Below are 14199 nucleotides of genomic sequence, written 5' to 3'. Positions count from 1 at the left end.
CTAGGCATGCCACGCCCGACCAAAGCGCAGTTCACCGCCCTGATCGTTGCCTCCATGATGTTTATGGAACAGCTTGATGGCACCATTCTGGCAACAGCTCTGCCTTCTATTGCTAACAGTTTACACGTTGATACAGTTGCAACCTCTGTTGCACTCACATCCTATATTATTGGGTTAGCTATTTTCATACCGGCTTCTGGTGCGTTGGCAGACAGGCTGGGCAGCCGGTCTGTGCTGATGGTGGCCATTTGCATTTTTGTCACCAGCTCTCTGTTTTGCGCTCAAGCAAACTCCCTTCCCTTTCTGGCCTGCATGCGTACGCTGCAAGGTATTGGCGGCGCCCTTATGGTGCCCATAGGGCGGCTTGTGATTATCCGCAGCACACCGCGTGATCAGCTTGTGCGCACCATGACGTGGATGATGTTGCCCGCAACGCTTGGCCCTTTGCTTGGCCCGGTGGTTGGTGGATTTATCACCACATGGTTTTCATGGCGGTGGAATTTTTACCTCAACATTCCCATTGGGCTGGTCGGGCTAGGGCTTACATGGCGCTTTATTCCACAAATTCGCGAGCCCTCACCTGCGCCGTTTGATTTAAAGGGCATGGTGCTGGCCGGGGGTGGGCTGGCGCTGCTTTCTGTTTTTGCAGAACTGTTCAGCCACGCAGAAGGTTCAATAACTTTGCGCGTGGTTATGCTGGGCGCGGGCAGCCTTCTGATGGCCCTTTACTGCATTCATGCCTTCCGCATTCCCGCGCCATTGCTAGATTTCCGGCTTATGCGCATTCCCACATTTCGGATTTCTGTTTTAGCGGGCGCGGCCTCACGCGTGGCTGTGGGCTCGCTGCCCTTTCTCATGCCATCCTTTCTGCAAATCGGCATGGGGCTCAACGCTGCCCAAAGCGGGCTGGTCACATTTACAGCCCCCATTGGGGCGTTAATAACGCGGCCCTTTGTACCCGCCATTTTGCGGCGCTGGGGCTTTCGGAAGGTGCTAATGTTCAATGGCATTTCCGCTGCTGTCGTTTTTACACTGGTAGCGAGCTTTCGGCTGCCGCATGCCTTGTGGCTTTTTTCGCTTATTTTGGCATGTGCCGGGGCTGCGCAAGCTATCCAGTTTTCCGCTTACAACACCATTGCCTATGCTGATGTGCCAGCAAGTAACATGAGCGCTGCAACCAGCCTGTATTCCACCATGCAGCAGATCATGCTTTCTGCTGGCATATGTATTGCTGCGGGCACGCTTACCGTGCTGGGGCAAATATATGGCCACACAACACCCACTTTGGGCGATTTTTCCGCAGGTTTTCTGGCAACTGGGGCTGTATCTCTTCTGGCTGTGCCATTTGCGGCGAGCCTTGCACCTTCTGCCGGGGCCTCCATGAGTGGAAACAAACGTTAAAAAACGTAACAAGCCCTTCCCATATCCATGTGGTACGTTTTACGGTGAAAGCAGAACTTCCTGCTTTCCAGCTCCCATCACTTCTCTCAGATGGATTATAAAACCTTATTCTGGCCTTTATTTTCCTATCTGAACCAATATTCCTTATTTTTAGGTAATACGCAGCGCGCCACATGGATGAACATCAGCCAGCCTCTCCCGTTTCTCCGTCTTCACCATCTCCGCGCCCTCCCCGTAAAAAACGGATGTTACTTGCAGGCATAGCTCTGGCAGGTGCATGCGTGCTGGCCTTTGCCTTCCTGCGCCCGCATGGAGACACCAGCAGCGGAACGCATAAAAAGGGCAAACACCACACGGCTGATACATCTCAGGCGCAGCCCGTTGCCGTACAAACGGTACATAGTGGCTCCATGCCCGTGGTGTTTACCGAGCTGGGAACGGTTATCCCCATTACCAACGTAACCGTGCAAACCCGCGTGGAAGGCTACCTGATGAACGTGCTGTTTACGGAAGGGCAGCACGTACACAAAGGTGATCTGCTGGCGCTGATAGACACCCGCCCTTATGAGGTGTTGCTAGCCCAATATGAAGGCCAGCTTGCCGCAGATAAAGCCCAGCTTGCACAGGCACGCGTAGATAGCGCGCGTTACCAGCGCCTGATCCGACAGGACAGTATTGATGCTAAAACGGCCAAGGATCAGCAGTTTATCGTGCAGCAACTGGAAGGCACGGTAAAATCCGATCAGGCTTTGGTGGATAACCAGAAGCTCCAGATCACTTACTGCCATATTATTGCACCTGTAGATGGCCGTATTGGCATACGTGCTGTGGATAAGGGCAATTACGTTACGGCGGGTCAATCTGGCGGGTTGGCTATTCTAACGCAGATGCAGCCTATCTCTGTTATCTTCACACTCCCGCAGGATCAGCTTCCTGAAGTGGCGGAAGAGCTACGCACCCAAAAATCCCTTTCCGTAGAGGCATGGAACAGTTCCAATACGCAAAAAATTGCGGATGGCACCGTTAGCACATTGGATAGTGAAATAGATACCTCCACCGGCACTGTGCGCCTGCGTGCCATCTTCCCCAACACGGATGAGCATCTGTTTCCCAACCAGTTTGTAAATGCCCGCCTGTTGGTTAAAACACTTAACAATGTGCTGCTACTGCCCACAACAGCAGTGCAAACTGGCCCCAATGGCCTATTTGTTTACGTTGTAAAGGCCGATAACACCGTTGAAGTACGGCCCGTTACCACTGGCACATCAGATGGCACCAACATTGTTGTTCCCTCCGGCCTGAAGGATGGTGACAGAGTGGTAACAGATGGCACAGACCATCTGCGTGCCGGCATTAAAGTCACCATTCCTGCACAAACCACTCCAGCATCGGATTCCGCGGCAAAGTGAACCCCTCAGCCCTTTTTATTCGCAGGCCGGTTGCCACTACTCTGCTTATGCTGGCCATTTTTATGGCTGGCCTGCTGGGCTACCATTTTCTGCCCGTTTCCGCCCTGCCGCAGGTAGATTATCCAACCATTACGGTTGAAACATTCTACCCCGGCGCTGGGCCAGATGTCATGTCCACCTCTGTAACTGCCCCGCTGGAAACCCAGTTTGGCCAGATGCCGGGGCTGGACCAGATGACATCACGCTCATCTGGTGGGGCATCGGTTATTACCCTGCGTTTTGCGCTGGATACTTCCATAGATGTGGCGGAGCAGGAAGTTCAGGCTGCCATTAACCAGGCCAACTCCCTGCTGCCAACAGATCTGCCAGCCCCTCCGGTTTACGCCAAGGTAAACCCGGCGGATACACCTGTGCTAACACTGGGCATTACATCTTCCACCATTCCGCTGCCAGAAGTGGAAGACTACGTGGATACCCGCCTGGCGCAAAAAATCAGCCAGATTTCCGGCGTGGGGCTGGTAACGCTTTCTGGTGGCAACCGCAAAGCCATTCGGGTGCGGGTTAACATTCCCAAGCTTACATCCTACGGTATGGATCTGGACACGTTGCGCACCACCATTGGCAACGTGAACGTAAACTCCCCCACCGGTACATTTGACGGCCCGCAAAAGGCCGCCACGTTGCAGGTGGATGGGCAGATTACCAGTGCGGATGTGCTGCTTAATCAGGTTATCGCCTATCAGAACAACGGTCCTATCCGCCTGCGTGATGTCGCAACGGTGGTTGTCGGTGCGGAAAACACGCAGCTTGCGGCATGGTCCAACCTTACACCCGCACTGATCATGAACGTGCAGCGCCAGCCCGGCGCCAACGTAATTTCCGTGGTGGACAACGTAAAAGCCACCCTGCCTGCCCTACGGGAAACGCTGCCTCCGGGTATTGATATTACCCCGCTAACAGACCGCACCACCACCATTCGCGCCTCTGTGTCCGATGTACAGGGCGAACTGTTTTTATCCCTCGCGCTGGTTGTAGCGGTTATTTTTGTATTCCTGCGCAATATCCCTGCCACCATTATTCCCAGCCTGTCTGTGCCGCTTTCCATTATCGGCACGCTGGCAGTGATGTATCTGCTGGATTTCTCGCTGGATAATCTTTCGCTTATGGCGCTTACCATCGCCACCGGCTTTGTGGTGGATGATGCCATTGTTATGATCGAGAACATCTCCCGCTACGTGGAAGCGGGAGAAGACCGTATGACAGCCGCCCTGAAAGGGGCCGGGGAAATTGGCTTTACCATTATCTCGCTCACCATCTCGCTGATTGCTGTGCTCATTCCACTGCTGTTTATGGGCGATGTTGTGGGCCGCCTGTTCCATGAATTTGCGCTTACACTGGCCGTTACCATCATTCTGTCTGCTGTGGTTTCGCTTACACTGGTGCCGATGATGTGCGCGCGTATTCTTTCTGAACGTGTGCATGATGCCGGTTCTGCCACAACAGCATTCCAGCGCTGGTCTGCCCGGATGGAAGACTACACGGAAAAGCTGATTGCCGGATATGACCGCATACTGGATGTGGTGCTGGCCCACCGCGTGCTAACCTTGTGCGTGGCCGTAGGTACACTGCTGCTTACAGGTGTGCTGGCGTGGGTTATACCCAAAGGGTTCTTTCCCGCGCAGGATACGGGGGTGATTCAGGGTATTTCTGTTGCCTCACAAACCATCTCGTTTGAGAGCATGAAAGAGCATCAGCAAGAACTTGCCAAAGTGCTGCTGAAAGACCCGGATGTGGTCTCGCTTTCTTCCTTTATCGGGGTGGATGGGCAGAACGCCACGCTTAATCAGGGCCGGTTTCTTATCAACCTGAAACCGCATGATGACCGCACAAGCACAGCGGCGCAAATTGCCCGGCGGCTGGCCGATGAAACCTCACAGGTAGCCGGTATCAAGCTGTATATGCAGCCTATTCAGGATCTTTCTCTGGATACAACAGTTACGGCTACGCAATACCAGTTCCTGCTTGAAAACCCAGAATACAGTGCCTTTGAGACATGGGTGCCAAAGCTGCTGGACCGCCTGAAGCAGGAACCTGCGCTTTCTGATGTCACATCGGATTTGCAGGCATCTGGGCTGGTGGCAAAGGTTACGCTGGATAGAGCCACCGGAGCACGTTATTCCATCACGCCGCAAACCGTTGATAACGTGTTGTATGACAGCTTTGGTCAGCGGCAGATTTCTACCATCTATACGCAGTCCAACCAGTATCGCGTTATTCTGGAAGCAGACCCCAAGTTCCAGACCAACCTTTCCTCACTCTCCCAACTTTATCTGCCGGGTATCAGCGGCAATTCGGGGGAAAGTGTTTCTGGCCCTACGCGTTCACCCACTTCCGGCATGGTGCCGCTAGATGCCGTTACCACCGTTACGCAGGAAACAGCGCCCCTGCTTCTCACACATTTTGGGCAGTTCCCCGCCACCACCATTTCCTTTAATCTGAGCGATGGCTATGCGCTGGGGGATGCCACGACCGCCATCCGCAAGGTGGAAAAAGAAATTGGGCTGCCTTCCACCTTCCAGACATCATTCCAAGGCACGGCAGCCGCGTTTGAAGGCTCACTCAGCAATGAGTTGTTCCTTGTAGCTGCGGCGTTGATTGCCGTGTACATCGTGCTGGGCATTCTTTACGAAAGCTTTGTGCATCCGGTTACCATTCTCTCCACCCTGCCCTCCGCCGCCATTGGAGCGCTGTTAACGCTGATGGTTGCGGGCGTGGATCTGGATATTATGGGCATTATCGGCATTGTGCTGCTGATTGGCATTGTTAAGAAAAACGCCATCATGATGATCGACTTCGCACTGGAAGCCGAACGCGTGCATGGCATGGACTCCCTTCAATCCATCCGCACTGCCGCCACACTGCGTTTTCGCCCTATTTTAATGACAACCCTTGCCGCCATGTTGGGTGCTGTGCCCATGGTCATCTCTCATGGCACGGGGTCCGAGCTGCGTTACCCTCTGGGGCTGAGCATTATTGGCGGGCTGGCACTTTCCCAATTGCTTACGCTGTTTACAACGCCGGTTATTTATCTGGCGCTGGATACGCTGGCCCACAAGTTCAACGCCATGCGGCACCAGCACAGCCAGCCTTCTGCCCCACCTCCGGCTGATGGACATTCCACACCATGAGCATAAGCCGGCTGTTTATTGACCGGCCCGTGGCCACCATTCTGCTTACGGTGGCCATGTTGCTGGGGGGCATTTTAGGCTACCGCACCCTACCGGTATCTGACCTGCCGAATGTGGATTTTCCGGTGATTATGGTGCAGGCCACGCAGGCTGGCGGCAGCCCGGAAGAAATTGCCAGTTCTGTAGCGGCCCCGCTGGAGCGACATTTGGGCCAGATTGCGGATGTGACGGAAATGACGTCACAATCCTCGCAAAACACCACGCGCATCATGCTGCAATTCTCGCTCTCGCGCGATATCAACGGCGCTGCGCGAGATGTGGAAGCCGCCCTTCAGGCAGCCCATGCAGATATGCCGTCCTCCCTGCGGCAAAACCCGACGTACCGCAAAGCCAACCCTAACGGCGCGCCTATTCTGATTTTAACCCTGACATCAGACACCCATACGCGCCCACAACTTTATGATTACGCCACCAATGTACTGGTGCAGCATCTTTCATCTGTAGAAGGTGTTGGTCAGGTAGAAATCAGCGGGAGTGCGCTGCCAGCTATCCGTGCAGAAATAAACCCTCTGCCGCTTTACCGCTACGGCATCAGCTTTGAAGACGTGCGCGCAGCCTTGGCCTCGGCCAATGCCCATACCCCCAAAGGTATTATTGACCAAGGCGGCATGCGCTTTACCCTGGATACGAATGATCAGGTAAGCAAAGCGCAGGATTATCGGGATCTGATTATCGCATGGCGCAATAATCGGCCCGTGCGGCTGGCGGATATTGCCCAAGTGCGTGATAGCGTGGAAGACCTGCGCAACGCCGGATATTACAATGGCCAGCCCTCGGTTATTGCCATCGTGTTCCCGCAGGCTGGGGCCAACGTGATCCATACGGTGGATCAGATCAACGCTAAGCTGCCCATGCTCAAGGCCGCTCTACCCGGCGGGGTGGATTTGCATATTGGGCTGGATCGTTCCCTTACCATCCGCGCCTCTCTGGCCGATACACAGCTTACACTGGTTATTTCCGTGGTGCTGGTTGTGCTAATGGTGCTGCTGTTTCTGCACTCTGTTAGAATGACGCTTATTCCCGCCATTGTGGTGCCAGCTTCTATTGTGGCCACATTTGGGGTGATGGCGCTGTTTGGCTATTCGCTGGACAATATGTCCCTTATGGCGCTTACGGTTTCCACCGGCTTTGTGGTGGATGATGCCATTGTGGTGGTGGAAAATATTGCCCGCTACATAGAACAGGGCCTTCCCCCGCGAGAAGCCGCCACAAAGGGTAGCGGCGAGGTAGCTTTTACCGTTTTCTCCATTTCCATTTCGCTAATTGCGGTTTTTCTGCCCATTTTGCTCATGGGTGGCCTTGCGGGCCGGTTGTTCCATGAATTCGCCATGACGGTCAGCATCACCATCATTATTTCCATGGTGCTATCTCTCACGCTTACCCCCATGATGGCTGCTTACCTGTTGGCCCCACGTGCGCCCGCGCTTGAAACGCAGGAACACGCACCGTTTTCTGCCCGTGTAGCGGCACGTATTACCCGTGCGCTAGATAAACTTCAGGCTGGATATGCGTATTCACTCGATGTTGCGCTGCGGCATAGCAAGCTGGTGTTGCTGAGCCTGCCCTTTACGCTGGCGCTGATTGTCGCGCTGTTTATTCTCATGCCCAAGGGCTTCTTCCCGGTAGAAGATACGGGCCTGTTGATGGGACATTTGCAGGGAGATCAGTCTATCTCGTTTGGCGCACTCAGCAAAAAACTGGCTGATGTGCAAAAGGCTATTCTGGCGGAATCAGAAGTTAAAAGTGTCTCCTCCTTTATTGGTGGTCGCGGCTCTTCCAACCAAGCCAATCTGTTCTTGCAGTTGCAGGACAAAAGCGAGCGTTCGGATACCCCCACAGACCTTATCAACCGTATCAGCACACGGCTGAGCAAACTGGTGGGGGCTGATTTCTTTCTGATGGAACCCGGCGCCGTACGTGCGGGCGCCCGGCAGAGCAACGCCTCCTACCAGTACACATTGGAAGGGGAAAACGCATCTGAGCTTTATACATGGACAGACAAGCTCCAAAGTGAATTACGCCGCCACCCACAGTTGACCGATCTTTCATCCGACGTGCAGCAGGGTGGTTCCGCCATGAGCGTGGATATAGACCGTGATACCTCCGCACGTGTCAGCATCACGCCGCAGTTGCTTTCCAACACGCTGTACGATGCCTTCGGGCAACGTGCGGCCTCTGTCATCTACAACAGGCTCAATCAGTATCGCGTGGTGATGGAAGCTGACCCGGTGCTGTGGTCCAACCCCCATAGCCTGATGCAGGTGTGGGTCAGTGTGGCCGGTGGCACAGCGGGCGGTGGCACACAATCCAACACCATACGCGTGCGCAACACCAGCGGGCTGGATGAGGCCGGAAGCAGTTCAGCATCTTCCCTCAGTTCGGAATCCTTCAAAAACCAGATTGCCAACGCACTGGCGGGAGGCGCCGGGGCTTCCAACGGGTCTGCTGTCAGCACATCGTCAGAAAGCATGGTGCCGCTTACGCTGGTTTCTCAGATTGTGCAGACACGCACACCCCTTTCGGTCAACCATCAGGGTATGGCTGTGGCTTCCACTATCTCCTTCAATCTGGCCAAGGGTGTTTCGCTTAGTACGGCAACGCAGATTATCAACGCCGCACAGGTTACGCTGCATATGCCATCCACCATCCACGGCAGTTTTGCGGGAAATGCCGCACAGTTCCAGAAAGCCGTGAATGATGAACCCCTGCTGATACTCGCCGCCTTGGCTGCCGTGTATATTGTTCTGGGTATTCTGTACGAAAGCTATCTGCACCCGCTCACCATTCTTTCCACCCTTCCTTCTGCTGGTGTGGGAGCACTGTTGGCGCTGCAACTGGCTGGGGAAGAATTCTCGCTTATCGCCATGATCGGGGTGATTCTGCTGATTGGCATTGTAAAGAAAAACGCCATCATGTTGGTGGATTTTGCTCTTGTGGCAGAGCGTGAACATGGCATGTCTTCGCTTGAGGCCATCCGTACAGCCTGCTTGCTCCGCTTCCGCCCTATTATCATGACATCCGCTGCCGCAGCGCTGGGGGCGGCCCCGCTAATGATCACCAATGGCTATGGGGCAGAACTACGCCACCCGTTGGGCATTGCCATTGTGGGCGGGTTGCTCGTCAGTCAGGCTCTTACACTTTACACCACCCCTGTTATTTATCTTACGCTTGATACGTGGCGGCTGCGTGTTCAGAAAATACGCCTGCGCTCTTTCTTTTCTCGCACCTCCCGGCAGGATAGCTGATGGTTTCGCCTTCTTTTTCCAGCATGATGCTCAAACACAAAAAACTATCCCGCCGCGCTGCCAGCCTTATGGCACCACTGGCGCTTATGGGCTGCATGGTTGGCCCCAATTATAAACGCCCTTCGGCCATTATCTCTCCGCAGTTCAAGGAGCTACGGCCTGCGGCTGGGTGGAACTATGCACAGCCCAGCTTGGCGGCCATTCCCAAAGGCGCATGGTGGACGCTTTATAATGATCCGCTGCTGAACCAGCTTGAATCTCAGGTGGAAATTAACAACCAGAATGTCGCGCAGTATGAGGCCAGATACCGCAATGCCCGCGCCGCCATTAACGCCATACGAGCAGAGCTGTATCCTACATTAAGCGGTGCCCTCTCCTTCAACCGGCAGAGTTCTGGCCGTGGCTCGCGCTCATCAGGCACGATTATTAACTACGGAGATACAACGTCCTCCATTGCCTCCAACACCACAGAAAATACCTATGCAATGGGTGCTTCCGCCTCGTGGGATCTAGATTTGTGGGGCAATATCCGCCGTCAGATTCAGGCTCAGGTAACAGAGGCTCAGGCTTCTGCGGCTGATCTGACCAATGCCAAACTCTCCTATCAGGCGCAGTTGGCAACAGCTTATTTTAACCTGCGGTATCAGGATAGCTTGCACGATCTGCTGCAAAAGAACGTAGATTTTTACGAACGCTCCTACCAGATCACCAAAAACCAGTATGATGCAGGCACGGCTGACCCCACCACACTGATGCAGGCCAAAACCCAGCTTGAGCAAACACGCGCCCAAGCCACCGCAACAGATGCCGCCCGCGCAGGGTATGAACATGCCATTGCCATTCTGATGGGCAAATCTCCGGCGGATCTTTCCATTCCCCACGGTGCGCTTACGCGGGATATTCCGGCCATTCCTGTTGCCGTGCCCTCAGAGCTTTTGCAGCGCCGCCCAGATGTTTCTGCCGCAGAACGCAGGATGGAGGAATATAACGCCCAGATTGGCGCAGCACTTGCTGCATTTTACCCGGACGTAAAATTAACAGCCAGCTACTCCTACAGTGGTGACCCGGTGGGAGCTCTGGTGCAGGTAGCCAACCGTATCTGGGCGCTAGGTGCTTCCGCTACGGAAACCCTCTTTGAGGGGGGCGCACGCACCGCCGCTGTGCGTGAAGCCAACACCAATTATAATTACTACGTAGCCGCCTACCGCCAGACCGTGCTGACAGCCCTGCAACAAGTAGAAGATCAGCTTGCCAACCTGCGCGTACTAGCAGACCAGGCAGACCAACAGGCTGTTGCTGTAGAAGCCGCCAACAAGGCTGTGCAGATTTCCTTCAACCAGTACATGGCTGGCACCCAGATTTACACCACGGTTATTACGGCGGAAGTAACAGCTCTTTCCAATGCGGAAACGGCACTGCAAATTCAGCAAAGCCGTATTCTGGATTCCGTCACGCTTATTGAAGCTCTTGGTGGTGGGTGGGATGCATCCTCGCTGCCTAGCAAGGATTCCATGCAAACAGACAACCCGCTTCTGCCGTCCTTTATCCAAAAGGATAAAAACTAGGGCGGCCTGCTTTTTAGCTGCACAAACAAAAACCCCCGGCCTTTTTAGACCGGGGGTTTTTTCATGCTCTGGTTATTCAGAAGCGGTTATTTTGTAATGGCACGCCCAGCCAACAGGGCCACCACCAGAAAAACAACGAACAGAATAATTGCGATAAAGAACAGGATTTTTGCCATTCCCGCGGCTGCGGAGGAAATACCACCAAAACCGAACAGTCCCGCAATAAGGGAAATAACTAGAAAAAACAGTGCCAGCTTCAGCATGTAATCATCTCCTTCACACCTTCAGGCAGAGTTTTCTGACTGAAAATCTATCAAAATTTTAACGTCGCCGCCGGAGCAGGCCACCAACAATAAAGCTGAAAATTCCCACAACCGGCAAAATCAGGAAGGGCTGGTCAATCACCACATCCCGAACAGCTTCCGTTGCAGCACAACGCTTGGCCGGGTTCATTTCATCATAACTGGGGAGCTGGCTGAACAAGCCTTCCGCACCATCCTGAACACGGCCAATACCTTCTTCCAGCGCGTAATCCTTTGTGTTGTCATCGCTCATGCGATGTCTCCCCATTTTGTTGCATGTGAACGCACGACACCCCAAAAAGGATGCGTGAGACTTTTATTTATATGCTTTTCAACTAAATTTCAGCAGAACGCCAGTACGGAGCACCACCGGGGTCTTTTTCCCCCGCAATCATGGCGCGCAAACGGGCCGCATAGGTTCTAAACACCGTGCTTTCGGGGTTTCTTTCATCCATCGTAATGGCAATTTCACCCGTAATACCTGCTGGTGGGCCGCCCGCAAGCACCACTACACGGGTAGCAAGGCGCAAGGCTTCCTCAATATCATGCGTTACAAACAGCACGGTTTTATGCGTTTGTTGCCAGATACGTTGAAGCTCCTCTTGCAAGCTGCTGCGTGTAATAGGGTCTAGGGCACCAAAAGGCTCATCCATCAGCAGCAGATCAGGATTGACTGTAAAAGCACGCGCAACCCCTACACGCTGCCGCTGCCCACCAGACATACGGCGGGGCCACCTATCTGCTGCTTCCTCCAGCCCTACCAGTTTAAGCGCATCCATGGCGCGTGTATGCTTTTCTTCACGCGTTAGGCCCAAGCCTTCCAGCCCGAACTCAACATTTTTCAGCACAGAGCGCCACGGCATCAGCCGCGCATCCTGAAAGACCAAGGCCCGCCTACGCCGTTTGGCGCCTGTTTCCTCTGCATCTGTTATGCAGGCCGAACCACCCACTGTGCCTTCCGTAGGCTGCATGAGCCCCATAAACACGCGCAGAAGCGTGGATTTCCCCACACCAGATGGGCCTAAAAGCGCAACAAATTCACCCTGCTCCAATGTGAGGCTCACATTGCGCAACACAAAATTAGCTCCGCCATCGTGCGAGAGGCCGACATTATCCAAGCTGGCAACGCTGTGTTTGTCGCTCATGGTTGCCACCTCAGCACGCGTTTTCTTACAAACCCGAACAGAAAATCAGTTACCGCATAAAGCAAAGCCATGGTGAGCATATAAACAACCACAACATCGGTTGCCAACAAGCTGGATGCCTGCATCATACGCGCACCAATACCGGGAACGCCAAACAGTTCCGCCGCCACAACAGACATCCAGCCCTGCCCCAAACCTGTGCGCAGGCCAGACATAAGGCCGGGAGAAGCCGCAGGCAGCACCACCTTGAACAAACGCCCCAAAAAGCTGCCATGCCCAAAAGCGGCTGCCAGTTCATACAGTTCTGGGTCCACTCCGCGCACGGCACTGTGGGCCGCGTAAAAGTTGATCCAGAAAACTGAAATGGCAATCACAAAGGTGGCGCCCGATGTGTTCAGGCCAAACCACAAAATGGCAAAAGGCACCCACGCCAAGCCCGGCACAGGCCGCAGCAGCCGGACAATACCTTCCAGCAAGCCATCCACAACAGCCGCCATGCCGCACAGAATGCCTAAACCAGCACCCAGCACGGAACCAATAAGCAAGCCCAACAGATAATGGTGCAGACTGTCTAAAATGGCCTGCTGCCAAAAGCCCCCGCGCACTTCATCCAGCCAGGCTGGCCCTAGTGAACTGGGAGCAGGCACCATACCAGAAGGCAGCAATCCTGTTCGGACTGCTGCCTCCCACCCTCCAAAAAAGACGATAAGCCCGATAAGACCTAACGCCCATTTTGTTGAAAACGAAACTTTATCCCTCACTGCTGGCTCTGCTTCCACATCTCCAGATCAAACAGGCTATCCACTGGCTCGGCCTTACGCAAAAGCCCCTGTTCAACCTCAAAATCCTGTAACTGCCGCACGCCTTCTACAATACGTGCAGGATCACTCACAAAATGCTGGGCAGAACGTGCAAGGGCTTTTTGCAACACTTCTTCCTTCAGCATACCGCCACCCAGTGCCGTGCGCACGAAAGGAGCTGCTTCATCCGGATGCTGAGACACCAAAGTGTTGGCTTTAACAAACAGGCCTGTAAGCGTTTTTGCCCATGGCACTTCTGTTGGCTTTACAATAGCCAGAACAGAACCCGGCTGATCGGGCAGCATATCATGCCCCGTGGCCAGAATTCTGGCTTCCGGCACACGCATTTTTGCAACTGTTAAAGAAGGTTCGCGCAATACGGCGGCATCTACCGCACCAGCCAGAAAAGCCTGCTGTGCGGCATCAATATCCACACCGGCAATATTGATAACAGAGGCAGGCTGCGCAATATTAAGGCGTTTTTGCAGCCAGTAACGGAGCATGATATCCGGCACGGAACCGGCTGGCTGTGCGGCAACACGCGGCAAATGCCCCTGTTCCTGCTTGAACTTGGCAAAGCCATCCTTAATGACCTGAGCAGACAGACCACCCTCCTGCCCTTCTGGCACGATCTGAGCCAACGGGCCACGGGCCAGCAGCTCCAGTTCCTCCACCGAACCAGAAGCCACAACCTTAACATCCACACCATGCGCACGTGCCTGCAACAACGGCAACACACCTGCCACGTAGGCATCAATACGCCCAGACACCAAAGCCTGAATAGCCTGAGGGCCAGAACCAAAGCGCACAAGTTGCAGATCCAAACCAGCCTGCTTGGCCCAGCCCTCACCATCCAGAACAAACAGGGCGGATGAACCCAGAACAGGAATATACCCAATACGCACCGGGGTTCCGGCCCGTGCCTGCTGTATCAGCCCTACAAAAAGCAGGCTGACCACCAGCATAATCCGCAGAAAAACTTGCCTCATAATGCCACCGTGTTTGTTTGCGCCATTCATTTTGCAATTACTAACGTGCCAGAAGGCTATATTGTCAATATACCATGTTGAAATGGTGTAAATTT

General features: G+C 54.1%; 10 protein-coding genes. 5 read left to right on the top strand and 5 right to left on the bottom strand.

Annotated elements, in window-relative coordinates:
• Positions 1 to 6: 6 nt before the first annotated feature.
• From FKW31_RS05500 to FKW31_RS05480, 5 genes are all read left to right on the top strand, one after another.
• Positions 7 to 1401, top strand: coding sequence for an MFS transporter (locus FKW31_RS05500; protein ID WP_150178011.1), 1395 nt, complete (start codon positions 7 to 9; stop codon positions 1399 to 1401).
• A gap of 173 nt (positions 1402 to 1574) precedes the next feature.
• The gene (locus FKW31_RS05495; protein ID WP_006116027.1) at positions 1575 to 2810 is read left to right on the top strand and encodes an efflux RND transporter periplasmic adaptor subunit; all 1236 of its coding nucleotides are present in this window, start codon (positions 1575 to 1577) and stop codon (positions 2808 to 2810) included.
• Positions 2807 to 5998 carry an efflux RND transporter permease subunit gene (locus FKW31_RS05490; RefSeq protein ID WP_150178010.1) on the top strand — a complete coding sequence of 1064 codons (3192 nt, stop codon included), beginning with the start codon at positions 2807 to 2809 and terminating at the stop codon, positions 5996 to 5998. The genes FKW31_RS05495 and FKW31_RS05490 overlap by 4 nt, the downstream gene beginning before the upstream one ends.
• Positions 5995 to 9303 carry an efflux RND transporter permease subunit gene (locus tag FKW31_RS05485; RefSeq protein WP_150178009.1) on the top strand — a complete coding sequence of 1103 codons (3309 nt, stop codon included), beginning with the start codon at positions 5995 to 5997 and terminating at the stop codon, positions 9301 to 9303. The genes FKW31_RS05490 and FKW31_RS05485 overlap by 4 nt, the downstream gene beginning before the upstream one ends.
• A complete protein-coding gene (locus FKW31_RS05480; protein WP_150178008.1) occupies positions 9303 to 10868 on the top strand; it encodes an efflux transporter outer membrane subunit in 1566 nt (521 codons plus the stop codon). The genes FKW31_RS05485 and FKW31_RS05480 overlap by 1 nt, the downstream gene beginning before the upstream one ends.
• 86 nt (positions 10869 to 10954) lie before the next feature.
• On the opposite strand, the gene FKW31_RS05475 is transcribed toward FKW31_RS05480, so the two are convergent.
• From FKW31_RS05475 to FKW31_RS05455, 5 genes are all read right to left on the bottom strand, one after another.
• On the bottom strand, positions 10955 to 11131 hold the full coding sequence (locus FKW31_RS05475) for a DUF1328 domain-containing protein (RefSeq protein WP_006116031.1): 177 nt from the start codon (positions 11129 to 11131) through the stop codon (positions 10955 to 10957).
• Between the two features lie 58 nt (positions 11132 to 11189).
• Complete coding sequence (locus FKW31_RS05470) at positions 11190 to 11423, bottom strand: hypothetical protein (RefSeq protein WP_035351594.1); 234 nt, start codon at positions 11421 to 11423, stop codon at positions 11190 to 11192.
• Between the two features lie 82 nt (positions 11424 to 11505).
• On the bottom strand, positions 11506 to 12324 hold the full coding sequence (locus FKW31_RS05465) for an ABC transporter ATP-binding protein (protein ID WP_150178007.1): 819 nt from the start codon (positions 12322 to 12324) through the stop codon (positions 11506 to 11508).
• The gene (locus FKW31_RS05460) at positions 12312 to 13076 is read right to left on the bottom strand and encodes an ABC transporter permease (protein ID WP_035351599.1); all 765 of its coding nucleotides are present in this window, start codon (positions 13074 to 13076) and stop codon (positions 12312 to 12314) included. The genes FKW31_RS05465 and FKW31_RS05460 overlap by 13 nt, the downstream gene beginning before the upstream one ends.
• Positions 13073 to 14134 (bottom strand): ABC transporter substrate-binding protein, encoded by a 1062-nt coding sequence (locus FKW31_RS05455; RefSeq protein ID WP_150178059.1) that lies wholly within the window; start codon positions 14132 to 14134, stop codon positions 13073 to 13075. Before FKW31_RS05455 ends, FKW31_RS05460 begins: the two co-directional genes overlap by 4 nt.
• Between the last annotated feature and the right edge of the window lie 65 nt (positions 14135 to 14199).

The sequence above is a fragment of the Acetobacter sp. DmW_136 genome (assembly GCF_008690365.1).
Lineage (GTDB): Bacteria > Pseudomonadota > Alphaproteobacteria > Acetobacterales > Acetobacteraceae > Acetobacter > Acetobacter oryzifermentans.
The sequence above is the reverse complement of the archived record's forward strand: the minus strand, read 5'-3'. Positions and strand labels throughout refer to the sequence as shown.

Excerpts from the sequence above, each read along its gene's own strand:
- FKW31_RS05475 (WP_006116031.1), bottom strand. The coding sequence starts at position 11,131 with ATGCTGAAGCTGGCACTGTTTTTTCTAGTTATTTCCCTTATTGCGGGA.
- FKW31_RS05495 (WP_006116027.1), top strand. The coding sequence starts at position 1,575 with ATGGATGAACATCAGCCAGCCTCTCCCGTTTCTCCGTCTTCACCATCT.
- FKW31_RS05480 (WP_150178008.1), top strand. The coding sequence starts at position 9,303 with ATGGTTTCGCCTTCTTTTTCCAGCATGATGCTCAAACACAAAAAACTA.
- FKW31_RS05455 (WP_150178059.1), bottom strand. The coding sequence starts at position 14,134 with ATGAATGGCGCAAACAAACACGGTGGCATTATGAGGCAAGTTTTTCTG.
- FKW31_RS05485 (WP_150178009.1), top strand. The coding sequence starts at position 5,995 with ATGAGCATAAGCCGGCTGTTTATTGACCGGCCCGTGGCCACCATTCTG.
- FKW31_RS05500 (WP_150178011.1), top strand. The coding sequence starts at position 7 with ATGCCACGCCCGACCAAAGCGCAGTTCACCGCCCTGATCGTTGCCTCC.
- FKW31_RS05470 (WP_035351594.1), bottom strand. The coding sequence starts at position 11,423 with ATGAGCGATGACAACACAAAGGATTACGCGCTGGAAGAAGGTATTGGC.